The sequence below is a fragment of the Bacillus sp. FSL K6-1560 genome (assembly GCF_038592935.1).
GTDB lineage: Bacteria > Bacillota > Bacilli > Bacillales > Bacillaceae > Bacillus > Bacillus subtilis.
Genome location: NZ_CP151946.1, coordinates 2,027,705 through 2,050,017 on the forward strand (window position 1 = coordinate 2,027,705; position 22,313 = coordinate 2,050,017).

General features: G+C 34.7%; 33 protein-coding genes and 2 pseudogenes. 34 read left to right on the forward strand and 1 reads right to left on the reverse strand.

The features are described 5' to 3' along the window. The first annotated feature begins 20 nt into the window (after nt 1–20). The 19 genes from NYE22_RS11225 to NYE22_RS11315 all read left to right on the forward strand — a co-directional run bounded on the left by NYE22_RS11225 (nt 21) and on the right by NYE22_RS11315 (nt 15,370). Nucleotides 21–491: a hypothetical protein gene (locus tag NYE22_RS11225; RefSeq protein WP_041352045.1), complete on the forward strand. Its 471-nt coding sequence runs from the start codon at nt 21–23 to the stop codon at nt 489–491. 14 nt (nt 492–505) lie between these two features. After that, nucleotides 506–2,020, forward strand: coding sequence for a replicative DNA helicase (locus NYE22_RS11230; RefSeq protein WP_042976133.1), 1,515 nt, complete (start codon nt 506–508; stop codon nt 2,018–2,020). Between the two features lie 15 nt (nt 2,021–2,035). Then, nucleotides 2,036–3,172 (forward strand): hypothetical protein, encoded by a 1,137-nt coding sequence (locus NYE22_RS11235; RefSeq protein ID WP_068947554.1) that lies wholly within the window; start codon nt 2,036–2,038, stop codon nt 3,170–3,172. Further along, nucleotides 3,172–4,902: a single-stranded-DNA-specific exonuclease RecJ gene (gene recJ / locus NYE22_RS11240; protein ID WP_274357869.1), complete on the forward strand. Its 1,731-nt coding sequence runs from the start codon at nt 3,172–3,174 to the stop codon at nt 4,900–4,902. Before NYE22_RS11235 ends, recJ begins: the two co-directional genes overlap by 1 nt. Nucleotides 4,903–4,914: 12 nt before the next feature. Beyond that, nucleotides 4,915–8,844, forward strand: coding sequence for a DNA polymerase III subunit alpha (locus NYE22_RS11245; RefSeq protein WP_342412661.1), 3,930 nt, complete (start codon nt 4,915–4,917; stop codon nt 8,842–8,844). A 28-nt stretch (nt 8,845–8,872) separates the two neighbouring features. Next, a complete protein-coding gene (locus NYE22_RS11250) occupies nt 8,873–9,589 on the forward strand; it encodes a 3D domain-containing protein (RefSeq protein ID WP_342412777.1) in 717 nt (238 codons plus the stop codon). 108 nt (nt 9,590–9,697) lie between these two features. Continuing rightward, the gene (locus NYE22_RS11255) at nt 9,698–9,856 is read left to right on the forward strand and encodes a hypothetical protein (protein ID WP_068947558.1); all 159 of its coding nucleotides are present in this window, start codon (nt 9,698–9,700) and stop codon (nt 9,854–9,856) included. Between the two features lie 36 nt (nt 9,857–9,892). After that, complete coding sequence (locus tag NYE22_RS11260) at nt 9,893–10,090, forward strand: hypothetical protein (protein WP_041336515.1); 198 nt, start codon at nt 9,893–9,895, stop codon at nt 10,088–10,090. 32 nt (nt 10,091–10,122) lie between these two features. Next, a complete protein-coding gene (locus NYE22_RS11265) occupies nt 10,123–10,338 on the forward strand; it encodes a YorP family protein (protein ID WP_342412662.1) in 216 nt (71 codons plus the stop codon). After that, a complete protein-coding gene (locus NYE22_RS11270) occupies nt 10,331–10,486 on the forward strand; it encodes a hypothetical protein (protein WP_041338484.1) in 156 nt (51 codons plus the stop codon). The genes NYE22_RS11265 and NYE22_RS11270 overlap by 8 nt, the downstream gene beginning before the upstream one ends. Beyond that, complete coding sequence (locus NYE22_RS11275; protein ID WP_342412663.1) at nt 10,486–10,995, forward strand: hypothetical protein; 510 nt, start codon at nt 10,486–10,488, stop codon at nt 10,993–10,995. Before NYE22_RS11270 ends, NYE22_RS11275 begins: the two co-directional genes overlap by 1 nt. Next, nucleotides 10,992–11,510 carry a 5'-3'-deoxyribonucleotidase gene (locus NYE22_RS11280; RefSeq protein ID WP_032721774.1) on the forward strand — a complete coding sequence of 173 codons (519 nt, stop codon included), beginning with the start codon at nt 10,992–10,994 and terminating at the stop codon, nt 11,508–11,510. The genes NYE22_RS11275 and NYE22_RS11280 overlap by 4 nt, the downstream gene beginning before the upstream one ends. Before the next feature lie 48 nt (nt 11,511–11,558). Next, a complete protein-coding gene (dcm, locus tag NYE22_RS11285; RefSeq protein WP_342412664.1) occupies nt 11,559–12,503 on the forward strand; it encodes a DNA (cytosine-5-)-methyltransferase in 945 nt (314 codons plus the stop codon). 31 nt (nt 12,504–12,534) lie between these two features. Beyond that, the gene (locus NYE22_RS11290; protein WP_017697084.1) at nt 12,535–12,813 is read left to right on the forward strand and encodes a hypothetical protein; all 279 of its coding nucleotides are present in this window, start codon (nt 12,535–12,537) and stop codon (nt 12,811–12,813) included. 43 nt (nt 12,814–12,856) lie between these two features. Next, a complete protein-coding gene (locus tag NYE22_RS11295; RefSeq protein WP_003231092.1) occupies nt 12,857–13,075 on the forward strand; it encodes a hypothetical protein in 219 nt (72 codons plus the stop codon). A 2-nt stretch (nt 13,076–13,077) separates the two neighbouring features. After that, entirely contained in the window at nt 13,078–13,443 is a 366-nt protein-coding gene (locus NYE22_RS11300; protein WP_119996833.1) for a hypothetical protein, read from the forward strand. Nucleotides 13,444–13,482: 39 nt separating this feature from the next. Next, complete coding sequence (locus tag NYE22_RS11305; protein WP_019712331.1) at nt 13,483–13,710, forward strand: hypothetical protein; 228 nt, start codon at nt 13,483–13,485, stop codon at nt 13,708–13,710. 399 nt (nt 13,711–14,109) lie between these two features. Continuing rightward, nucleotides 14,110–14,868: a hypothetical protein gene (locus NYE22_RS11310; protein WP_101502269.1), complete on the forward strand. Its 759-nt coding sequence runs from the start codon at nt 14,110–14,112 to the stop codon at nt 14,866–14,868. Nucleotides 14,869–15,157: 289 nt separating this feature from the next. Then, the gene (locus NYE22_RS11315) at nt 15,158–15,370 is read left to right on the forward strand and encodes a hypothetical protein (protein WP_342412665.1); all 213 of its coding nucleotides are present in this window, start codon (nt 15,158–15,160) and stop codon (nt 15,368–15,370) included. Between the two features lie 92 nt (nt 15,371–15,462). On the opposite strand, the gene NYE22_RS11320 is transcribed toward NYE22_RS11315, so the two are convergent. After that, nucleotides 15,463–15,612, reverse strand: coding sequence for a YjcZ family sporulation protein (locus NYE22_RS11320; RefSeq protein WP_071579003.1), 150 nt, complete (start codon nt 15,610–15,612; stop codon nt 15,463–15,465). Nucleotides 15,613–15,738: 126 nt separating this feature from the next. Here NYE22_RS11320 and NYE22_RS11325 point away from each other — a divergent pair, with 126 nt between their 5' ends. The 15 genes and pseudogenes from NYE22_RS11325 to NYE22_RS11395 form a co-directional block, all read left to right on the forward strand. Beyond that, the gene (locus NYE22_RS11325) at nt 15,739–15,918 is read left to right on the forward strand and encodes a hypothetical protein (protein ID WP_161986088.1); all 180 of its coding nucleotides are present in this window, start codon (nt 15,739–15,741) and stop codon (nt 15,916–15,918) included. Between the two features lie 283 nt (nt 15,919–16,201). After that, complete coding sequence (locus NYE22_RS11330; protein WP_342412666.1) at nt 16,202–16,597, forward strand: hypothetical protein; 396 nt, start codon at nt 16,202–16,204, stop codon at nt 16,595–16,597. Between the two features lie 14 nt (nt 16,598–16,611). After that, nucleotides 16,612–16,953 carry a hypothetical protein gene (locus NYE22_RS11335; protein ID WP_161986086.1) on the forward strand — a complete coding sequence of 114 codons (342 nt, stop codon included), beginning with the start codon at nt 16,612–16,614 and terminating at the stop codon, nt 16,951–16,953. 98 nt (nt 16,954–17,051) lie between these two features. Then, nucleotides 17,052–17,330, forward strand: a complete 279-nt coding sequence (locus NYE22_RS11340; RefSeq protein WP_161986085.1) for a hypothetical protein — start codon at nt 17,052–17,054, stop codon at nt 17,328–17,330. Nucleotides 17,331–17,365: 35 nt separating this feature from the next. Beyond that, nucleotides 17,366–17,641 (forward strand): hypothetical protein, encoded by a 276-nt coding sequence (locus NYE22_RS11345; protein WP_045207822.1) that lies wholly within the window; start codon nt 17,366–17,368, stop codon nt 17,639–17,641. A gap of 38 nt (nt 17,642–17,679) precedes the next feature. Next, nucleotides 17,680–17,871 (forward strand): hypothetical protein, encoded by a 192-nt coding sequence (locus NYE22_RS11350; RefSeq protein WP_041056314.1) that lies wholly within the window; start codon nt 17,680–17,682, stop codon nt 17,869–17,871. 30 nt (nt 17,872–17,901) lie between these two features. Further along, nucleotides 17,902–18,099: a DUF1653 domain-containing protein gene (locus tag NYE22_RS11355; protein ID WP_342412667.1), complete on the forward strand. Its 198-nt coding sequence runs from the start codon at nt 17,902–17,904 to the stop codon at nt 18,097–18,099. Nucleotides 18,100–18,115: 16 nt separating this feature from the next. Next, nucleotides 18,116–18,382 carry a hypothetical protein gene (locus tag NYE22_RS11360; RefSeq protein WP_166851988.1) on the forward strand — a complete coding sequence of 89 codons (267 nt, stop codon included), beginning with the start codon at nt 18,116–18,118 and terminating at the stop codon, nt 18,380–18,382. Nucleotides 18,383–18,413: 31 nt separating this feature from the next. Then, nucleotides 18,414–18,548 carry a hypothetical protein gene (locus NYE22_RS11365; RefSeq protein ID WP_342412668.1) on the forward strand — a complete coding sequence of 45 codons (135 nt, stop codon included), beginning with the start codon at nt 18,414–18,416 and terminating at the stop codon, nt 18,546–18,548. 19 nt (nt 18,549–18,567) lie between these two features. Next, nucleotides 18,568–18,762, forward strand: a complete 195-nt coding sequence (locus tag NYE22_RS11370; RefSeq protein ID WP_004399360.1) for a hypothetical protein — start codon at nt 18,568–18,570, stop codon at nt 18,760–18,762. Nucleotides 18,763–18,802: 40 nt separating this feature from the next. Further along, nucleotides 18,803–18,985: a hypothetical protein gene (locus tag NYE22_RS11375; RefSeq protein ID WP_225516839.1), complete on the forward strand. Its 183-nt coding sequence runs from the start codon at nt 18,803–18,805 to the stop codon at nt 18,983–18,985. An 81-nt stretch (nt 18,986–19,066) separates the two neighbouring features. Next, a complete protein-coding gene (locus NYE22_RS11380) occupies nt 19,067–19,420 on the forward strand; it encodes a hypothetical protein (protein WP_014471944.1) in 354 nt (117 codons plus the stop codon). After that, nucleotides 19,420–19,815 (forward strand): class Ib ribonucleoside-diphosphate reductase assembly flavoprotein NrdI, encoded by a 396-nt coding sequence (gene nrdI / locus NYE22_RS11385; RefSeq protein WP_017697102.1) that lies wholly within the window; start codon nt 19,420–19,422, stop codon nt 19,813–19,815. Before NYE22_RS11380 ends, nrdI begins: the two co-directional genes overlap by 1 nt. Beyond that, nucleotides 19,778–20,497: pseudogene (locus NYE22_RS11390) on the forward strand (ribonucleotide reductase N-terminal alpha domain-containing protein); the annotation flags it as partial. The gene nrdI and the pseudogene NYE22_RS11390, both read left to right, overlap by 38 nt. 252 nt (nt 20,498–20,749) lie before the next feature. Continuing rightward, nucleotides 20,750–22,129: pseudogene (locus NYE22_RS11395) on the forward strand (ribonucleoside-diphosphate reductase subunit alpha); the annotation flags it as partial. Nucleotides 22,130–22,313 lie beyond the last annotated feature (184 nt).

Genomic DNA, 22,313 nt, shown 5'->3' on the forward strand with positions numbered 1-22,313 from the left:
CCTTAATTAGGAGTGATTATTTGGGGAGACAAGTTAAATGTCCATATTGTGAGACCAAGTTAGACAAAGACTCAGCCATTCCTTATAAAAAAAGATATTACCATGAAAAGTGTTTTAATACCTGGAAGCAAGAAGCAGATCACAGAAAAGAGTTAATTCAATACATATGCAATCTATATGGTCTTACATCTCCAACTGGCATGATGTTGAAACAAATTAAAGAGTATCAAGAGGAATATGGTTATAAGCTTAAAGGCATTGAGCTAGCGCTTAGATACTTTTATGAAACTTTGGATAATCAACCCAGAGAAGGAGATGGCATTGGAATCGTTCCATTTGTTTATGATGAAGCAAAGCGGCATTACATTAGACAAAAAGCCATCCGAAAATCAGCTGAAGACCCAAAGAATCATAAAAGAGAAGAAATTACGTTAGTCATAAAAAAAGGAATGAGAAAGAAAAGAGGGCTAGTTGATATCTCAACGCTATAGGAAGGAGAGTCCATTTGCTACAAGACAAACAGGCAATAATTCAAGTTTTAGGGAGCATTTTAAAAGATCCCACAATCTTGTCAGAGAGCAATAAATATAAGATAACTTCGGATGATTTTCCTTCAAGGTTTCATTCAATATTATTTTTTGCCATGAGCAACCTATTTCATCAAGGAACTGAAGTATTGAATGACGTTGAAATAGATGGATATCTAAAGGATTACGATATTCAATATAAAATTTTCCATGATAATAAGGGTCTTGAATATATAGAAAAAATACAAGAGTTGGCAGTTGTCGAAAACTTTGATTACCACTATAAAAGATTAAAAAAGTTTAGTCTGCTTAGAGAAATGGATGGCTTGGGATTCGATATTAAGGAAATATATGATGAATCTCTGATTGACCCAAAAGAACAAGAAAAGATGCAAGAACAGTTTGATAAGAAGTCGATTGATGAAATTTTGACAGCTTATGAAATGAAGATTGTAGACATAAAAGAAAAATTCAGAACTTCATCTGAAAGTGTGGGAATCCAGGGTGGAGAAGGTATTAATGAATTATTGGATTCATTCGAAGAGTCGCCGGATATTGGAGTTCCATTAAATAGCGAAATGCTTACTTCAATTTTTCGGGGATCACGGAAGAAAAAGTTCTATCTGCGCTCAAGTATTACAGGTGGCGGTAAAACAAGAAACATGGTCGCTGACGCTTGTCGCTTAAGTGCAACTGAACTTTATGATCCTAAAAAGAAGGAATGGGTATCAAACCCATGGAGTGAAAGTTCTACAGTTATTTCAACAGAAATGATGGCCGAAGAATTGCAAAGTTTAGCACTTGCCTACATTAGTGGTGTAGAAGAGAAAAAAATCCTTAGAAACACAATCAATGAACAAGAAAAACAACTTGTGCGTAAGGCTGCTAAGGTTCTTCAAGAGTCTAACATATGGTTCGAACATCTGCCTGATTTTAATATTCAGGAGATTGAAAGAACAATTGAAAAGAACGTCATTAAAAACAATGTAGAGTACGTTTATTTCGATTATATTCACTCATCAGTAACCATTTTTTCAGAGATGAGCAAAAAAAGTGGGGTCAACTTGAGGGAAGACCAAATTCTTTTACTTATGTCGGATAAGTTAAAGGGCTTATGTAACAAATACGATGTCTATATGATGAGTGCAACTCAGTTGAATGGTGATTGGAAAGAAGCATGGTTAAAAGGACAAGTAATAGATGCTTCTTACTTGAGAGGAAGTAAGGCCATTGCAGATAAAACAGATGCTGCAATGATAATTCTTCCTTTAAGTAAAAAAGAGAAGGATGCAATTGATCCAATCTTAAAAGAAGGATTTTATCCAGAGCCAAATTTTGTTACACATGTATTTAAAAATAGGGGAAATGAGTATGACAAAGTTAAAGTCTTTTCTCATATCAATATGGGCAACATGCGGATTAAGGACTGTTTCACAACAAATCTTGACAATGAATTAATCACAGTTGAGAAATTGAATATAAAAGCAGGATGAGGGGTGTAGCGCCCTTTGAAGTATGATAAAGACAGAGTAAAAGAAAGCCTGACCATTGAGGATATACATAAGATTTTAAAAGACTTAGGTAGCGAGAACAATCAGTGGGATCAACAAGGAAATCCGATTTACAGAACTGTTTGTCACAATGCTTCTGGTGGGAGCTATAAGCTGTATTACTATCATGAAGCAAAACAGTTTCACTGTTATACAGAGTGTGGAGATAATTTTGATGTATTTGAACTTGTTATAAGAGCAAAAAGTCAAAAAGGTATTAATATCTCTTTTAATCAGGCTATCGAATATGTTGCCAAAATAGCAGGAAGAACATTTGGATTTGGGAATAGAGAGACATACATAAACAATGATTTGATTGATGACTGGGAATGGATGGGGAAGTTCAAAAAGAAGAAAAAAATACATATTGAGCTCCCCAGCTTTAATGAAACGGTTCTAGATGTATTTGTGCCTTATCCTCACCAATTGTGGCTAGGTGAGGGAATAAGTCACAAGACATTAAAAGAGTTTGAGATTGGGTACTATTTTAGACCTCATACAGAAGGGATTACCATTCCTCATCGAGATTTAAATAATAGGTTGATTGGTATACGTAGGCGCTCAATGATTAAAGAAGAAGTAGATGCAGGCTATAAATATATGCCTTTAAAAGTTGGCAATACCTTATATAACCATCAAACAATGATGAATCTATATGGATTACATAAAACAAAAAATTCGATAGAAAGGTTCAAGAAAGTATTGATTTTCGAATCAGAAAAATCAGTATTAAAATGCCAAGATTTTTACGGTGAATCAAACTTTACCTGTGCTGTTTGTTCAAGTAATATATCTAATTTTCACCGGGACATTTTATTGTCTCTTGGTGTTGAAGAAGTTTTTATTGCTCTTGATAAATACCGACCACCAAAAGAACATGAAACAGAGGAGAAATATCAAGAAAAATTGGTTGAATATCAGAAGAAAATTCTAAAGCTCGCAGCAAAATTTACTCCTTATGTTCGTGTGTATGTTTTGTGGGATTATGAAGGCTTACTGGATTATAAGGACAGCCCAGCTGACAAGGGAAAGGAAACTCTAGAGGAGCTAATGAGAAGGAAAATTGAGATTGGCACAGATGAAGGGGGAATTTAATGGAGTATAGACTAATTGGCGACAATGATTATAATTTCGATCCTTTAGCTACTATCTTAAAAAATAGAGGCATAGAAGATCCAAAGTTGTTTGTTAATGTTGATCAAAGTTCAGTTATTCATTATTCAAAGCTAAATAATATTGATAAAGCTGCAGATTGTCTTATTAAGCATTTAAATAATAAAAATAAATTGTTTGTTCAGGTAGACAGTGATGTTGATGGATACACATCCAGCTCAATCATTATAAACTACATAAAGAAGATTTGTCCGAAAGCTAATATACATTACAGAATTCAAGATGGGAAAGAGCATGGGATTTTTATTGATACAATTCCTGATGATGTTGACTTAGTCATAATCCCAGATGCAGGTTCAAGTCAATTTGACGAACATGAGGCTCTTAATAAGAGAGGCGCAGAAATAATTGTTATTGATCACCATGAATGTGAACGAGTGTCTGAACATGCGATCGTAGTAAATAATCAACTGTCGCCTAATTATCCGAATAAAACTCTGACAGGTGCAGGAATGGCCTATAAATTTTGCCAGGCAGTTGATGAAAAGCTAAATAAAAATGAAGCTGAACAATTCTTAGACCTTGTATCTATTGGTAACATAGCAGATTCGGCTGATTCAAGAAACCTTGAAACCAGGTATTTTATGAATGAAGGTTTGAAGAAAATTAAGCATCCATTATTAAAGAAGCTATTTAAGAAGCAAGAGTTTTCAACCAAGGGTGACAAGAACATACAGAATACACAATTCTTTATTAACCCCTTAATTAATGCTGCCATTAGGGTTGGAAGCAGTGAAGAAAAAGATCAAATGATGAGAGCATTCCTCCTTTCTAAAGAAAAGGTACCCTACAAAAAACGTGGACAAAGTGAAACTGAGCTTGTGTCAATACATGATGACACAGTTAGGATTCTAGGAAATCTAAAAGCAAAGCAGAAACGGATTGCAGATGCAGCTGGGGCTGAAATTAAAAATAGAATAGAGGAGAAAAGTTTAACAGCGAATAAAGTACTGATTGTTTACATTGAAGGAATTCTAGATAAAAGCCTAACTGGACTGGTGGCCAATCAGCTTGCAGAAGAATATAAAAAGCCGGTCTTGTTAGCCAGAAACGATCCCGAAAAAGGTAAAGATATCTTGAGTGGCTCTATACGAGGATATGATAAAGGGTTTATAAAGGATTTTAAGAAAGAGCTTATAGATACTGGATTATTTGAGTTTGTTGAAGGTCACCCAAATGCAGCTGGCTTTGCAATTAAACGACAGAACTTAATCCTGGTGAACAAAGTGCTGAATGAAAAATTTAAAAACATAGATATCGAAAAAGATATTCAGAATGTTGATTTTGAGATCCCAGCAAAACGATTGAGAAAAGAATTTATCCTTCAACTTGATGGTTACAAAGACTATTGGGGTTACAAAGTTGAAGAACCCTTAATAGCTATAACGGATCTTGAAATTGAAGTCGAACAAATTGAGCATTTAGGGAAAAAGAATAAGACAACTGTTAAATTTAAGCATGGCGATATTGAATACATAAGGTTTAAAAGTGATGAGAACTACTTTAATCAGCTTACTGCATCAAATGGAACGTTAGTCATTAATGTAATTGGCAAAGCAAAGGCAAATGAATACAAAGGCAAGAAAACACCTCAAATCGAGATTTATGAATTGGAGGTGGTTCGCACAAAACAAAAAGAACTTGTGTTTTAAGGGGGAGAAAAGTTGATAGGATGTCACTGTCACACTGATAAAAGTAACATAAGACTACTTGATTCAACAAACTCAGTTGAAGAATTGCTTAAGACAGCGGTTCAGATGAATTATAAAGGATTAGCTATTACTGATCATGAGGTTCTTTCAGCACACTTAGAAGCAATTAAGACTGTCAGAGAAATGAAAAAGAAAGGGGATATGCCTACAGATTTTAAACTCATTTTGGGGAATGAAGCATATTTAGTCGATTCATTAGAAGAAGTCCGTGATAACTATATATCGGGAGTGACAAAATTTCCGCATTTCTTGATGTTGGCAATTGACCCTATAGGACATGAGCAGCTAAGAATACTGTCTTCACTAGCCTGGGAAAATTCATTTTACACAGGAACGATGGAAAGAGTGCCCACAGTTAAAAATGATGTAGAAGAGCTGCTTAGCAAAAATCCAGGTCACATTATTGCTACAACAGCTTGTCTCGGCTCTGAGGTGAATATCAATTTACTCAGAATCAAAGAATGCGAAGAAAGCGGAGATATTAAGTCAATCAAGCAGCACAAATTAAAAATTCATGAGTTTATTACATGGTGTATTAAAGTCTTTGGGGAAGATAAGTTCTTTATTGAGCTTCAGCCAGCTTTAAGTGAAGAGCAAATTTATTGTAATAAGAAACTTGTTGATATAGCCAACGGCTATGGATTGAAGATAATTGTCACAACTGATGCACACTTTCTTAGACCGGAAGATAGGGCAATTCATCAAGCCTTTTTAAACGCCAAGGATGGAGAAAGAGAAGTTGATTCCTTTTATGAAGCCTGTTTCGTTCAAAACGTTGATGAAATTCATGAGAGAATGAACTACATGGACAAAGAGATCATCAATGAGGCCATTGAAAACACATTGCTAATAGGAGAGATGATTGAAGACTATACTATTGAGCACGAACCAATTATTCCAAAAATGGCTTTACCTGAGTTTGAATTATCCCATTTGTTCAAGCCGGCTTATGAGAGATATAAATATATAAAATTAATGGCAGAATCTAATGAAGAACAGGACAGGTATTTGTTAAAGCTAATTGAAGATGGTTTTAAGACAAAGTTAATGAAAAAGGATATGTCTAAAAAAGAGTTGCACTCAATTTTAAAACGGATTGATTTAGAGTTGGGTGAGCTATGGGAAATTAGTGAGAAGCTAAAACAGGCCATGTCATCTTATTATGTTACCGTCCGAGAAATCATCAATACAATTTGGGATGATGAATGTGGAGGAGACAGCTTAGTTGGAGCAGCAAGAGGGAGCGCTGCAGGTTTCTTAGTAAATTACTTGTTAGACATTACGCAAATTAACCCAATGGAGTACAACCTTCCTCATTGGCGCCACATACATAAATCGAGACCAGATTTGCCGGATATCGATATTGATACTGAAGGATCTAAGCGTCCAAGAATCCTGAAAGCATTAAGGGACAAGTTTGGAGAAAAAAGAGTACTGCAGATTTGCACTTTTGGAACTGAAAAATCTAAATCTGCACTTCAAACTGCTTGCAGAGGTTTAGGGATTGATAACGATATTTCTCAATATTTAAGTGGAATGATTCCATTTGAAAGGGGAGCCAACTGGACTCTCTCCGATTGCTTCTTTGGCAATGAAGAATTAGGAAGAAAGCCTATTAAGGAATTTATTAGAGAGGTTGAGGGATTTCCTAATTTGAAAGAAACCTGTCTTAAAATTGAAGGTTTAACTAACAAGCGATCTTCTCATGCAGCTGGTGTTCTAATATTCAATGATGAATATACCAAATCAAACGCAATGATGAGGACACCAAAAGGAGCATATATCACACAGTTCAATATGGGCGACAGTGAAGCAATGGGTTCAGTTAAATATGATCTGTTGACTATTGAAGGCTTAGATAAAATTCGAGTAGCTTTAGATCAGCTTATTGAAGACAATCAAATACAATCTCAAGGAACTTTAAAAAGAACTTATAATAAGTATCTGCATCCAGATACTTTGGAGTATAACTCTAAGAGAATATGGGAAATGGCTGGCGAAGGAGAAATAATGGATTTGTTTCAGTTTGATACAGAAGTGGGCAACCAATCCGTTGTTAAAGTTAAGCCGAAAAATTTATTGGAAACAGCTGTAACGAATTCTTTAATGAGACTGATGTCAGAAGGAGAAGAACAACTTGTAGATACATATGTAAGATTTAAAAAAGACATCAACCAATGGTATCAAGAAATGAGAAATCACAATTTAAGCTCAAAAGAAATAGATGTACTAAAAAAACATCTATATAAACCAGAAGAAGGTTTATACGGGATAGCAGATACACAGGAATCAGTTATGATGCTATCCATGGATAAAGAAATTGCTGGATTTAGTATTGAAGAGTCTAATAAGCTAAGAAAAGGGATAGCCAAAAAAATCAAAAAAATGATTGATGAAATAAAGAAAATGTTTTTTGAGAAAGGGCGAAGCTTAGGAACATCTGAAAACATGTTGAAATATGTTTGGGATGTCCAATTTAAAAGACAATTCGGATACTCGTTCAGCACTCTTCATACACTTGCATACTCTATTATCGCTCTTCAAGAATTAAACCTTAACTATAAATACAACCCATTGTATTGGAGTACAGCGTGTCTAACTGTAAATAGCGGTGGTATTGAAAGCGAAGAAGATCAGGCTACTAAAAAATCAGCCGCCACAAACTATGGGAAAGTGGCCGCAGCTATAGGGAATATTAGAAAAAGAGGAATCAAAGTTGATTTACCTGATATTAATAATGCAAATTTTGGTTTTAAAGCAGATATAGATAGTAATTCTATTGTATTTGGGTTAAAAGGAATGAATGGAATCGGAGACGATGTTGTTCATCAGTTAATTGCAAATAGGCCATACAGTGACTTTAACGACTTCATGGAAAGAATGTTTAGAAGTCGTATCCTTAAAAAGGGACAAGTAATCCAACTAATAAAAGGCGGTTGTTTTGACTCTTTTGGTAATAGACAAGAAATAATGAAATCTTTTATTGGACAGATATCTGAGCCTAAAACCAAACTTACTTTATCTAATTTAAAAATGCTAATTGAAAATGATATTGTTCCCCAAGAATATGCTTTAGAAATTAGATTCTTTCGTTTCAAAGATTACATTAGCAAAAAGGTATACAAGACAGTGAAATCTCCAAAAGACAGGCTTTTCTTATTAGATGATATGTCATCCAACTTTTACAATCAGCATTTCAGCGAGAGCGGAATTGTTGACATGATTAATGGACAGCTAGTTGTATCAGAAAGAGTGTTTAAAAAAGAATATGACAGCAAAATGTCCAAAATCAAAGACTGGATAACAACAGAAGAGCCACTGAAGAAACTGAATGATTGTTTATTAATAAAAGAGTGGGAAAAATATGCCAATGGATCATTAGGTAAGTGGGAAATGGATTCATTGAGCTATTATTATAATGACCATGAGCTTTCTGGAGTTAACTTTGCCAAGTATGATATTACTGACTTTTATAAACTGCCAGAAGAGCCGGTTAAAGGTAAACCTTATCAATGGAGAGGAAAAACTCTCTATGAATATGAGACTACACGGATTATAGGTACTGTTTTAGATAGGGATAAAAACAAACATACAATTACTCTTCTAACACCTACAGGGGTGGTTACAGTTAAACAGTGGTCAGGCAGCTTTAGCCATTACAATAAACAGATTTCTAGATCCATTGGCGGCGGAAAGAAAGAGGTGGTCGAGAAATCTTGGTATACCAGAGGAACATTGCTCATGTTTACTGGTTTCAGAAGAGGTAACAATTTCATTCCGAAAGTCTATAAAGATAGTATATATAATCACACTGTCTGCAAAATAGACAATGTTGATAATGAAGGAAATATGAGTTTGACAACTAAAAGGGCAGAAATATAAATCTTAACTGATGATAGGAGAGATGAAAATTTTCAAAAAACTTATAGACAAACACAAAAAATATGTATATCATAGAATTAACGAAATGACACTTTTTGCTACAATTGGTTTGTTAGGAGTAGGGCTCGTATATATCGCTAAAAACTTGTATACACATCAAGATAGTCAAGTCTTAATAAAAGAGTCATTTTATCTAAATAAAAAAGAGGTGACCCAAAAACTAATTCATGAAATTGACGTTCCAAGAATCCTTCCCAGGCTAAAGAGTGAGGAAGAAAAGCAGGCTGAAAGTAGAAAAAAATATCTTAATGCGACGATTACATATCTAACAGAAGAAAATAAAAAAGCAGCAAAACATACAAAAACAAAAAAAGTGCAAAAAATTAATAAAAAGAGAAGTGAAGATAACCCAGCTTCAAAAAGTACTAATGTAAAGGCAGTGAAGAGTCATGAAGTGATTGCCACTGCTTACACAGCGTTTTGTTCTACAGGGTGCACAGGGAAAACAAAAACCGGCTATGATGTATCAAACACATCCTATTACAATGGAAAAAGAATAATCGCTGTTGATCCAGAAATAATTCCTTTGTATTCATTAGTGCAAGTTTCATATGAAGGGAATAGCTTTCAAGCATATGCAATAGATACAGGAGGAGATATTAAAAACAATCGTATTGATATTCTAATGGACAGTGAGCAAGAAGCAAATGCATTTGGTCGTAAAAATGTAAGAGTGAGCTGGTAAATCGATCCAAATAACTGAAAGGTATAAACATTTCAACAATTCGTTCGATGCAATACATAACATGAAATTTATCCCAAGGAAAACTATTACATAGAGAGAGTGAAGAGGATGTTCATTTTAGATAAAGAGGCCAGGGTCAAATCAACTGGGGAGTGCGGGGTTATTGAAGCCATTTACCCTGAAACAAAGACAGTGGAACTTTGTTATTATGATGGAACTTATGATGAAAGGAGTTTTGATGATGTTGTTATGGCATCAAGTAGTTAAAATTTCAAGACAAAAATAAAAAATAGGGTGAGATAATTGAAGTGTATTCAAATTGAAATGTCATTCACAGACGAATATGGACAGGTAACCAAATTAAATAAGACTTATAAACCGTCGATTATTGAAGAACATAAAGGGGAAATTCCTGGATTGTTGTTAGATGACTTTAAGAGGTTCTTGTCGTCCCTTGGGTTTAATGAAAAACAGGTTTCTAGAATAGTAACAGAAGATTAAGAGGTTTTTTATTGAGGGGAGGTGGTATTAAATTGCCTAAATACTGGAGTTATCCTGTTGGGCTAGCTGTAGAAATTAACAATAATGCACGATACGGATGCCCACAGCATGTGGGGAGAAAAGGAAAGATTATCGAGCATTTACATTCAGCTACATATGACTATGCAGTTAGCGATGAAACAGGTGACATTACTTACTTTAAAGAACATGAATTAACGCCACTAAAGGGAGGATTAACTTATGTTTAGAAAAGGTCAAAAGGTAATTGTTGATTTTACAGATGAGATTGGAGCTGTTGCGAAAGTTGATTACCGATACAACCAGGTAGAAGTGAAGTATCCTGACGGTACTTATCAGGTTGTTGGATTTCATAAAATAAGAAAGGTGGAGGATTAATGGCATTAATTATCTTGGAGGGGCCTGATTGCTGCTTTAAATCAACAGTTGCAGCAAAGCTTAGCAAAGAACTGAAGTACCCAATTATCAAAGGTTCAAGCTTTGAGTTGGCCACAAGCGGGAATGAGAAATTATTTGAGCACTTCAACAAATTGGCTGACGAAGACAATGTGATTATTGACAGGTTTGTTTATTCTAACTTGGTATATGCAAAGAAATTCAAAGATTACTCGATCCTTACAGAGCAACAGCTTAGATTTATTGAGGATAAAATTAAAGCAAAAACGAAGGTTGTATACTTACATGCTGATCCAAGCATTATTAAGGAACGGTTAAACGTACGGGGAGATGAGTATATAGAAGGAAAAGACATTGATTCAATTTTAGAGTTGTATAGAGAAGTTATGAGCAATGCGGGATTACATACATATTCATGGGATACTGGACAATGGTCAAGTGACGAAATTGCTAAAGACATAATCTTTTTAGTGGAATACGGGAATTTATGAAAAAAGTAATTGCAATTGACATGGATCAGGTCTTAGCTGATTTACTAAGTGATTGGGTAGCTAACATTAACACACACGATGATCCTTTTCTCAAAGAGGAGGACATCCTGTGCTGGGATATAAAAAAATATACAAATACCAACAATAATGTTTATAGACATTTAGATTACAATTTGTTCAGAAATCTTGATGTTATAGAAGGCAGCCAAAGAGTAGTAAAAGAGCTGATGAAGAAATATGAAGTATATGTTGTGACTACTGCAACAAACCATCCAGAGTCCCTTAAAGCAAAGCTTGAATGGCTTACTGAGCATTTTTCATTTATCCCACATAGCAATGTAGTGCTTTGTGGCAATAAAAGCATAATTAAAGCAGACATCATGATAGATGACGGAATACATAACTTAGAATCATTTGAAGGAATGAAGATTCTATTTGATGCTCCCCATAACAGGAATGACAACAGATTTATTCGTGTTATGAACTGGGAAGAGATTGAACGAAAATTACTTTAAAATATCTCTTTTATTCAAAATGAAAATAAAATTACCGGAGGATATACATTGAACGTTCTTAGCTTATTTGATGGAATGAGTTGCGGTCAAATCGCACTTGAAAAAGCAGGTCTGATTATTAATAAATATTTTGCTAGTGAAATAGATAAAAATGCAATTGAAATAACACAAAAGAATTATCCAAACACTATTCAACTGGGTGATGTAAAATCAATTGATTTAAGTAGTCTCCCCCAAATCGATTTATTGATAGGCGGGTCTCCCTGTCAAGGATTCTCTATTGCTGGGAAGAAATTAAACTTTAAAGATAAAAGAAGTGAATTATTCTTTGATTTTGTTCGAATAAAGAACATATTAAAGCCAAAGTACTTTCTTTTTGAAAATGTGAAAATGTCTAATTTAATTGCAGATGCGATTGATGAAGAGTTAGGTGTAAAAAGAATTTTAATTGACAGTAGAAATTTTACTGGACACATTAGAAAACGATACTATTGGACAAACATACCTATTGGAGACCTTCCTGATAAAGAATATAAAATAAAAGACATTATTGATCGAAGCATGGAGTTTGATAAAAACATAGATTTCTTCTTAAATAGAACAGTCTACAAGCCAACAATGAGTAGAGATGGGATTATTACAATAAATCCAAGAGACAAAAGAGGTAAACAAACTTGGCAACGAGGAAGGGTCTACGATATTAGTGGTAATTGTCCGACGATTTGTGCAAGTCTTTTTGATTTGAATATAACTGAAGATCATAAAAATTATAGAAAGCTATCGATAAATGAATGTGAAAGGCTCCAAGGGGTACCCATTAACTACACTCAAGGTGTCTCCAAAACAGAGCGAGGGAAAATGTTAGGAAATGGCTGGACAGTCAATGTTATTAGCCATATCTTCTCAGGAATAAATTTAAACGAAGAAAAAGAAGTGCCTATACCTTCTTTAATTAATAAATATGACAATACCTTTGATCAAATTTTAGTTTAAAAGATCAATTTTATCGAAATGAGGTTGTGAAATGGAAGTTAAATGGTTAGTTATTTTTAATGATTGTAAAACTGGCAGTTCTTTGAGTGAGCTTACATATAGTAAGGATGGGGAAGGAAACCACCTAAGATTAGAGTCAATGGTGCCTCGTACAGGTGACTATATTGTAGGAGGAGATCTGTCATCAGATATAAATGATAAGAGGTGCTTTATTGTGAAAAATGTCTTCTGGAATCTAGATAGGAGAGATATAGAGGTTTATCTTTATGAGGTTGACAGGACTGTTTTCCCTTTATATAAATCGCTATAAAATTTGTCTTTTATACAAATTTAAAATTAGAGGAGTAGATCGATTGGATAGTTACCCAGAGTCCCTAAAAAAAGAGACAGAGGAGATTAAAGAGCGTGTTAGGAATGGAAATATCAAAGAAGACAGGATTAAAGAAATTGCAGAAACGACAGTTGAGTTTTTGAAATCAGAGGAGAAAAGACATAAATACTTTTCTGAAGTTGCTGCAGCTATGGCTGATAACTTAAGTGAGTTTTTCAAATCGTATCTAAAAGGGGAGTGAATATGCTAACTGATCAAGAAAAAATTGACTTGGTAAACGCTCTGGATTTTGTAGTTATTGAACCACATACACAAAGCATTTACGTACATAACGATGAAAAGACCAATGGAGTATTAGCTAAGGTTTTGCACACTATTTCAGTAGATGAGTATATTGAGAGCTTTAAGAAAGGGAGTCTAATTGATATCTTTCCAGCAGCAATGCAAGAAGCCGGTGCGGAAGGATTTAAAGATGGCCAGTTTGTGATTATGCCAAAGAAATTTTATGTTGATCAATGTTATGCGATGAGTAAGGAAATCGAGCGGTTAACTAACCAAATCGATCTACACAATATTAAACCAAATACATATCGAGGCTTGATTCATTAAATTGTTTCAAGAAAAAACGAAAGGATAAAGGGATGTTTATTGAAAAAGTATTATGTAAGGTGTAAAGACAGCAAAGGTGAAAATGCGTCTCTAGTTATTGAGGCGCTATCACCTGAGCATGCAAAAGAACAAGCATACGAAGTAAATGAGGTAAGGGATATTTATAATGTAAGTCTGGGAGAAGGAAGATCAAGGAATTATCTTGAACGAAAATATTCTCCATACATAAAAAATGACAACGGCAAGGCTATAACTATCTTTTCATAAGGGAGGACGGCTCCATGCGAATATCTGATCCAATAAAAGAAACTCTCGTGCAAAATGTGGATCAACTTAGCAGTAAAATCGATGAGTTGTTCATATACCTTGAAAATGAGTTGCCTTCAACAACTGAAAGGCAATGGAAAACGATAGACAAAAAATTCGGTGAGGTTTTTACTAAATCTAACGAATTACAAAATTACATAAGTTGTTTATAAAGGTGAGCAATATCCCTTTGAGTTAATGACATCTGTGATACTTATTATTCAAAATCGCCTTTGTTTCTTAACAATTATTTATATGATTGGTAGCATTTATTAAAGAAAGAAGGTGATTTATGAGATTGTCTGTTTGATAAGTATTGGTGCCAGATGAGAATTATATTTTTACAAAGGGGTTATTTTAATGAACAAGTCTTTTTATCGAACGATCTTAGCATTAGTTGCCGTATTTGTGCTGGCCTTTGCAACATTTCCTCAGAATAGTGATGCAAAGAGTACAATCTCAACAGATAATATTGACAAGGGTAAGGTAAAATCAGAAGCAGAATTTATTGCAGATCACACTATTGATGTGAGCAAAAAGACTAAGGAAGAACTTCTTTCAAAGGCAAATAAGGCAATTGAAGACGGAGACATTAAGTATCATAAATCAAACGAAAAAGTATTTGATAATGCATCAGTTAGGGCTATCAAGTATGATGATGGTACAGTAACTTATTCAGTTTCCTATTTATACGTGGACACTGAAAAAGTAGATAGAGTTAGTTCATTCAATGTTTCATTTGATAGCGATATGAATATTGAAGAATACTATGAAGTTGATATGAAGAAAATCAGCAGCACTCAAAACGAAATGAGTTATTGGGTTAATGGCGTTAAGGATGAAGACAAGTCTGGTGTCTTTGAAACAGAAAAATCTTTAGAAGATCAAACAAGCTCATCTAACATGATGAGTACTCAGAGTTGGACTGGATGTGTATCAGATTGCTTAGGTGATAAGAATATTAGCCAATGGGCAATTACTGGTTTAGCTATTTTATGTGGAGCTGCATGCACAGCTGGTGTTCCAGCAACAGCAGGAACTGCTTGTTATGCTTGTGTAAATACTGCTGGTATTATTGGTGTAAATGCATTCTTTGATTGTATGGAGAAGTGTAAATGATCAATATCTTAAGTAAAATACTATTTATTTTGTCTGGTTGTGCATTGTTGATCTTTGGGATAATTTTAAAGAATGGATCAATGGCTTTTGGTTTGTTTGCCTTATTCTTCATAGCGGCAATAATTGTTCGTGTATTTCATAAACGAGCTGAAGACCATTAGCAGCAGCCGTATTGTACTGTAGGGGAGGAAACTCTCCTACTCTTCTTGAAAAATAAATAAAAAAACAATAGACAAATACAAATAATATGTATATAATTAAAATAACTTAGAGTGAAGGGAGAGGGGTAATGAATCATATATGTGACATCTGTAAAGAGTACATAAACGGAAAAACAATTTGTCTTAGAATCAGCGATGATAAAACTTATGTAGACTTCAATTGTTGTGAAGGTTGTGCAAAGGGTTATTCCGAGAAAGTGAAGAAGGAATGCAGTAATTTAAGCGTTAAAAAGACATTAGAATATTTAAGGATAAACAACAAATGCAAAATAAGTGGATAAAATGTTCCTTTTATCGTGATTTGTTTTCAAAATTAAAAACGCCATAAAAAATTCTTATGGCGTCTGTCGAACAGAGAGGTGCTTATACCAAACTAGATTGGAACACCCTCTGGATAACCACCAAAGAAGGAAGCTCCAACAATGATTAACAAAATGAATAGCACCACGATCAAAGCGAAGGAGCTGCCATAACCGTTTGAGTAACCGTTATTTCCGTTAGAGTATCCACCGAAGAATCCCATATTTCCACCTCCTTTAGGGAGATAGAACATGATATGCGGAACGATATATTTCGACATGGATTTAAGTCTATATAAGAAAAAATGAAGTTTTTGTCTAAATTTAAGAGAGATAAGGAGAGTCGATAAATGAATATGTTCGTAATTGCTGCAAAGAGTGGGGGGAAATACCTTTATGGTTACCACCCACATATTTATTCAAACCGTAAACAAGCAGAAAATGCATTGAAGATAATGAGAGAGAATGGAAAGTTAACTGAAAGAGACAAGGTGTATGGGTTAGACGGTCTGATGTTGGTGGATCTATAAAAGGGAAATAAACCTCAAAGAAATATTCATAATTTCCCGGGCAAGCGCAGTATACGACAAATCAAAACAAATAATGGGGTGGAAGAGAATCAATATGAGTGCCAAAAAAGGAGACAAAATTAGAGTCACAAAGGAAGTGCAAGGTTATTGGGGGCACATTATCTATCCCGTTGGAAGCGAATGGGTAGTTAAAGAGGTGGTTGCACGAGAAACTGGAACGGTTTTTTGCAAAGTAATCTAAATAAAATTCAATTTTTAAAGAGACTTATAAGGAGGTGAATAAGTGGGACGCCATAAAGCAACGATTGAAGGATTGGTTATGATAGAAAGTTATTACTCACACCGTGCCCCAGGTACAGAGAGGTGGATTACTCAGCCAGTATGTAAGATAACTCGTACTGAATCAATCTTCGAGGGCTATATAGATATTGAGCCTATAGAAATTGGAGGTAAAGTTTATATACCTGGACTTAATGAATATGTCATAGTGACTGACAGGCAGCGAAACATACATAACGAGTGGACATATCAAACTGACAGAGTGGTTAAGACAATTGTAGATGAAAAAAGCTTGAAGGAATGCGCAGAACACAATAATAAGAAAGCAAAAAACAATGATACTCAAAATCAAAGACAGATAAAAACTTCCTGGTGGAAGAGGCTAACTAAAAAAGAATAAAGGAGAGATATTTATTGAATAAGAAAGATATTTGGAGCGGATTCTTTATGGGGTCAGGTTCGTTAATTGTAGTTGGATTACTTATTTTTGTTGAAGCGTTGACTATGTCACTCATTGTTTATTACGGATTGAATCATGTGTTAAATCCATTGCTTATTGATACATACAATATTCAAAATGTCCATGTCACTTTACCTCATGCATTTGTTATTGGTGTTTTACTCAACGTATTTGTCAAAGGTGTAAAACGGTCAGATCAGGAAAAAGATGAGAACATTTTCAAGAAAGCCGGTAAGTCTTTACTTCATTCAGCTTTAGCCTTGATTGTTCTGTATGTGAGCACACTGTTTATTTAACGAAGGAGGAATCTGAAAATAATTAAAGGCAACTGACATTAATTCTCTCGTTACCTTTAGACGAAAAAATATTATTGAAAGGAGTTAGGTGGAGGAATATGGCCAAACTCTTGATCGAATACGAAGGTACATACGATCTGAAAGAAAGTGTATGTGAAAACAAAATAATGTCTGGTAGAGCTTTAGTACGGGATTTAGGGGATTTTGTTACATATGGTTTAACACTTAATGAAAATCCAAAGGTCAATATTAAGAGAGTTGATGATAAGGGTTGTGTGATTCAAGAAATAAATGATGTAAGCTTGTCAATCTCAGAGAATGAAAACAGGCAAAAAATCTTAGACAATTTAGCAGCCTTGCTAAGAAAATCACTTTAAAAGTTTTATTTTAAACAAAAGAGGAGATGGAAAGCATGGATTATGCGAAAGTCAAAGGGAAAAATGTAGTCATTACTCTACCGATCGATTTGTTAGAAGTGGCATTTAACAATAACCCAAACAACTGGGATGAATCAATTAAGGTTAAATACAAAAGACAATTTGCTAAAGGGTTTGCTGAAAAGATTAATGAAACCTCAACAAATAGTGAAACAGGTTTAACTGTATTTCAGGAAGTAATTGACGCAATATTTGATGAGATGTTAGAAGAAGCTCCAAATTATATTAAAGTCCCTCAAGAGGATTATTGAATAAAAGGATGATTTTATAGAGAAAGGAGGAAGAAGGAATGGCTTACGATGAGAGCAATGGTAAATTAATTAATCCTAAAATTAGCGATGTTATTGAGGTACTACAAGAACAGCTTGAATTTTATGGGGACACTCCTTTTAAGTGTTGTGTTAATGGAGAAGATACAGAGAATGAAATTCAGGTAGACTTTTATAAGAATGTTTTATTGTTTCATTTAGAGGAAGCTTAAAAGGGGGTGAAGTAAATAGATACATACAATGTGATCGGTTGTCGGTTTAAACATTATAAAGGCGGTCTATATAAGGTTATTGGAGAGGCAATTCATACTGAGACAGAAGAGAAGCTTGTTACATATGAAGACATGGAGGGCATTCTGTGGGCAAGGCCTAAAGACATGTTCTTTGGAACAGTTGTGGTTGATGGAAAAGAGATAAAAAGGTTCACAAAAATAAATTAGGAGTTGATGTAATAACATGAAATTTTTTGAGGTGTGTGACCCATATTATGCACTAATTAAAGCTAATACAAAGGAAAAAGCATTGAAGCTATATACAGAAGAAGTTGCGGACGATGACGGGAACTTAAGAGATGAGATCAAAGAAGTTGGTATGTTGTACGCAGCTGTTAAACACAGTCGAACAGTAACCGAGGATCAAGAGCTGTCCCCAATATCAGATGTTCTCGAAGAACTTCAAAGTAATGAAGAAAGAGTTTTGATTATGGATGGAAGTTTACTTTAAAGAATAAAAATAAATTAAGAGGATGATAAAGATGAATAAAAAATACGGACTTTTTTGCATGGGAACACTTGTTAATACTTATGATGATACAATTGAGGCTCATAATGATGCTGTATATGCTCAGGAAGAAAGCGGAGTACCGCATGAAGTAAGAGAAATTCAATAAAATAAGAGGAGGATATTATATGATTCAAGGATTTTATAAAGATCAGAAGCTTCACCTTTTAGAAGATCCTATGCAGCAATATACTGTCATGAAAGTAGAAGAAAATGCTGTATGTGTTTACCGGTGGATCGATGACTATAGACACAAAATTGAGAGATTTACAGATGTTGAAGAGGCTAAAAAGCTCCTTGGAGAAGGATGGCCTAAACAATAATAAAGGAAGATACAGAAATTTGTAATTGGAGGACGAATAGATGTCGGAAAGTAACTATAAACCGTCAGTTCCTAGATGGGTTGGTGAAATTCTCTTAAAACAGAAAAACCAAGATCCATTCGCTACGCTCGGGGAAACGAAAAGGTGGGACGAGTGGAAACATAGATATTCAAGAAAATTAAAGTACGCAAGATTAAATGGATGGACGATTGAAGAAGAGTGAGGAGGGCAAATAGATACGGATTAAATCTGAATAAAATCACAGCTTTATTCAAATTAAAAACAAAAAATAAGGAGATGTAAAATGGGGGCAGCTAGACGTATTGATCCAACTCAACAATATGTAAAAAAGAAGAACATTATTAGCTTTACAATAGCCGATGAGAACACTCATATTCATTTAGCTGATGGGCAATCTTTTCCTGTATTAAAAGGAGAGATTATTGCAACTGACCAACAGGGAAATCAATTTGTTGAATTAGAAAAGAATCTAGATGATTACGTTCCAGTTAAGAAGAGTTCCTTATATGAAAGTATGGCACAGGGCTACATGGAAATGGGCGACATTAATCGTGAGATATCAGAAGTATTTAATCATGTTGAAAATGAAGCTGAATGTGCAACTACAAGATTAATTACAGGAGCCTATAACGATTAGTGATCATTACATATGAGAGTAAAACTGGCAATGTAAGAAGGTTTGTAAAAGCGTTGCAACAAGAGTTAGACATTGAGGCAATTGAAATAACTGATGATACGATCATCACTCAAGAGTTCATACATATTACATATACGATAGGCTTTGGGGAAGTACCTGAAAGGACTTTGAGTTTTATCAATAAGAATAAAAATAAAATAAGGGGAGTTGCTGTTAGTGGTAACAAGGTTTGGGGTGATAACTATGGTTTAGCTGGAGACAAGCTTTCAGCTAAGTTCCACACACCATTGTTATTAAAATTTGAACTTAGTGGAACGAAACATGACTTACAGAAGATCATTCAGGAGGTACAACTTATTGACAAACACAATACCAAAGTGGATCAAGCTCAATAATGAGATCATGATTCAAAAAGATGGGAAGTATCAATTCCAAAAGGATAAGGAGGCCGTACATAGTTACTTTGTTGATTACATTAATCAAAACACAGTCTTTTTCCATGATCTAAAAGAGAAACTTGATTATTTGATTAAAAATAATTATTACGAAGAAGAATTCTTAGATCAATACACATTTGAACAGATTAAATCAATTTATAAGATTGCTTACAGTTACAAATTTAGATTCCCATCTTTTATGAGCGCGTTTAAGTTCTACAATGACTACGCATTGAAGACAAACGATAAAACAAAGATCCTGGAAAGGTATGAGGATCGTGTCTCAATTGTGGCTTTATATTGCGCTGATGGTGATTATGAGAAAGCTGTTGAGGAAGTACATACTATGATGAAACAAGAGTATCAGCCGGCAACACCTACTTTCCTTAATGCTGGACGTAAGCGAAGAGGTGAAATGGTGAGCTGCTTCTTACTTGAAGTAGGCGACAGTTTGAATGATATTTCACGTGCTATTGATATCTCCATGCAGCTTTCTAAGCTAGGTGGAGGAGTAGCATTAAATCTAAACAAACTAAGAGCCAAAGGTGAAGCGATTAAAGACGTAGAGAATGCGACTAAAGGTGTCGTAGGTGTTATGAAACTTCTAGATAATGCCTTCAGATATGCCGATCAAATGGGTTGATTTGGCCCCTTTCATCAGCAATGATGATCGAAAACCTCTTTAATTCATGGGAACTCCTACAGGGACAATCATGAGCGAAGCAAGACTAAGTCTTGAACGTGCAACGACTAGCCGTAAGGCGTAGGCTGCAAGCTATTGGCAGTCGAAACAGGAGGCGCCCTTAAAGGGTGAAGATATAGTCTAACCTTCATGGTAACATGAAGCAGCCATATGGCGGGGCGTGCTTAGCGAACACGTTTGAATGATCTGCAAAGACAAGGATCAGGAGCAGTTTATCTAAGTGTTTTCCATCCAGACATTATAGACTTCCTAGATACAAAAAAAATCTCAGCAGATGAAGATGTCCGAGTTAAAACACTGTCTATTGGCGTAGTTGTTCCAGATAAATTTATTGAATTGGCAAGGGAAGACAAGGATTATTACATGTTCTATCCGCATTCAGTATACAAGGAATATGGACAGTATCTTGATGAGTTAGACATCAATAAAATGTATGATGAGCTTGTCGAAAACCCTAGGATTAGAAAATCAAAGGGAAATGCTCGAAAGCTGTTAGAGCAATTGGCCATTCTAAGAAGCGAATCTGGTTATCCATATGTCATGTTTGCTGACAATGTAAATAAAGTGCATCCAAATGAACATATTTCAAAAGTGAAGTTTTCAAATTTGTGTTCTGAAGTCCTCCAATCATCACAAGTATCAGTTTATACGGATTACGATAAAGAGGATGAAATTGGATTAGACATCTCTTGTAATCTTGGCTCAATGAACATTGTAAATGTAATGAGTAATCAATCAATTGCTTCAACAGTCAGAATAGCAATTGACTCACTGACAACTGTCACAAGGAAAACAAACATTGTAAATGCTCCAGCAGTTGCGAGAGCAAATACACTAATGAGATCAATTGGTCTAGGGCAGATGAACCTTCACGGATTTCTAGCTCAAAATAATATTGCATATGTAAGTGAAGAAGCTAAGGATTTTGTTAATACATACTTTATGATGGTTAACTTCTACTCTCTGCAGCGTTCAATGGAAATTGCACGAGAAACAGGGGAGACATACTATAAGTTTGATGGTTCAACTTACAAATCAGGTGAGTATTTCGAAAAGTACGTAACAAATGATTATAGCCCTCAGTATGAAAAGGTTAAAAAGCTATTTGGAGATCAACATATTCCTAACATTGAAGATTGGATGAAGCTTAAAGAGGATGTAATGAAATATGGTCTTTATCATTCCTATAGACAAGCTATTGCGCCTACGGGAAGCATCTCATATGTTCAATCATCTACAGCAGGTGTAATGCCAATTATGGAGAGAATTGAGGAACGGACATACGGAAACAGTAAGACATATTATCCAATGCCAGGTTTATCGGCTAAGAATTGGTTCTTCTACAAAGAAGCATACGACATGGATATGTTTAAGGTAGTTGATCTTATTGCAACGATTCAGCAGCATGTCGATCAAGGAATTTCATTTACCTTGTTCCTGAAAGATACGATGACAACGAGAGACCTGAATAGAATAGATCTCTACGCTCATCATCGAGGAATTAAGACCTTGTACTATGCGAGAACTAAGGATACTGGTCAGGATTCATGTCTATCTTGTGTTGTCTGATTAACTCTATAAAAATAGTATTCATATAATAGTTCAGAAATTAAAAGAAGGATATTCATTAAAATAGCATTTGTTAAATTTCCTTCAAAACACAGTGATAGCCCTAGATTAACAAGGAACATAAAGATAATTTTTTGAACGTTATTATTCATAAGTAAAACCATCCTCTTATAATTTTAGGGGC

What these genes read in the sequence shown, in the direction of transcription:
- recJ (WP_274357869.1), top strand. Translation starts at nt 3,172, where the DNA reads ATGGAGTATAGACTAATTGGCGACAATGATTATAATTTCGATCCTTTA.
- NYE22_RS11315 (WP_342412665.1), top strand. Translation starts at nt 15,158, where the DNA reads ATGAATCATATATGTGACATCTGTAAAGAGTACATAAACGGAAAAACA.
- NYE22_RS11365 (WP_342412668.1), top strand. Translation starts at nt 18,414, where the DNA reads ATGAATAAAAAATACGGACTTTTTTGCATGGGAACACTTGTTAATACT.
- NYE22_RS11255 (WP_068947558.1), top strand. Translation starts at nt 9,698, where the DNA reads ATGTTCATTTTAGATAAAGAGGCCAGGGTCAAATCAACTGGGGAGTGC.
- NYE22_RS11345 (WP_045207822.1), top strand. Translation starts at nt 17,366, where the DNA reads ATGGATTATGCGAAAGTCAAAGGGAAAAATGTAGTCATTACTCTACCG.
- NYE22_RS11270 (WP_041338484.1), top strand. Translation starts at nt 10,331, where the DNA reads ATGTTTAGAAAAGGTCAAAAGGTAATTGTTGATTTTACAGATGAGATT.
- NYE22_RS11290 (WP_017697084.1), top strand. Translation starts at nt 12,535, where the DNA reads ATGGAAGTTAAATGGTTAGTTATTTTTAATGATTGTAAAACTGGCAGT.
- NYE22_RS11280 (WP_032721774.1), top strand. Translation starts at nt 10,992, where the DNA reads ATGAAAAAAGTAATTGCAATTGACATGGATCAGGTCTTAGCTGATTTA.
- NYE22_RS11310 (WP_101502269.1), top strand. Translation starts at nt 14,110, where the DNA reads ATGAACAAGTCTTTTTATCGAACGATCTTAGCATTAGTTGCCGTATTT.
- NYE22_RS11360 (WP_166851988.1), top strand. Translation starts at nt 18,116, where the DNA reads ATGAAATTTTTTGAGGTGTGTGACCCATATTATGCACTAATTAAAGCT.
- NYE22_RS11275 (WP_342412663.1), top strand. Translation starts at nt 10,486, where the DNA reads ATGGCATTAATTATCTTGGAGGGGCCTGATTGCTGCTTTAAATCAACA.
- NYE22_RS11370 (WP_004399360.1), top strand. Translation starts at nt 18,568, where the DNA reads ATGATTCAAGGATTTTATAAAGATCAGAAGCTTCACCTTTTAGAAGAT.
- NYE22_RS11380 (WP_014471944.1), top strand. Translation starts at nt 19,067, where the DNA reads ATGGGGGCAGCTAGACGTATTGATCCAACTCAACAATATGTAAAAAAG.
- NYE22_RS11320 (WP_071579003.1), bottom strand. Translation starts at nt 15,612, where the DNA reads ATGGGATTCTTCGGTGGATACTCTAACGGAAATAACGGTTACTCAAAC.
- NYE22_RS11325 (WP_161986088.1), top strand. Translation starts at nt 15,739, where the DNA reads ATGAATATGTTCGTAATTGCTGCAAAGAGTGGGGGGAAATACCTTTAT.
- NYE22_RS11375 (WP_225516839.1), top strand. Translation starts at nt 18,803, where the DNA reads ATGTCGGAAAGTAACTATAAACCGTCAGTTCCTAGATGGGTTGGTGAA.
- NYE22_RS11300 (WP_119996833.1), top strand. Translation starts at nt 13,078, where the DNA reads ATGCTAACTGATCAAGAAAAAATTGACTTGGTAAACGCTCTGGATTTT.
- NYE22_RS11340 (WP_161986085.1), top strand. Translation starts at nt 17,052, where the DNA reads ATGGCCAAACTCTTGATCGAATACGAAGGTACATACGATCTGAAAGAA.
- NYE22_RS11350 (WP_041056314.1), top strand. Translation starts at nt 17,680, where the DNA reads ATGGCTTACGATGAGAGCAATGGTAAATTAATTAATCCTAAAATTAGC.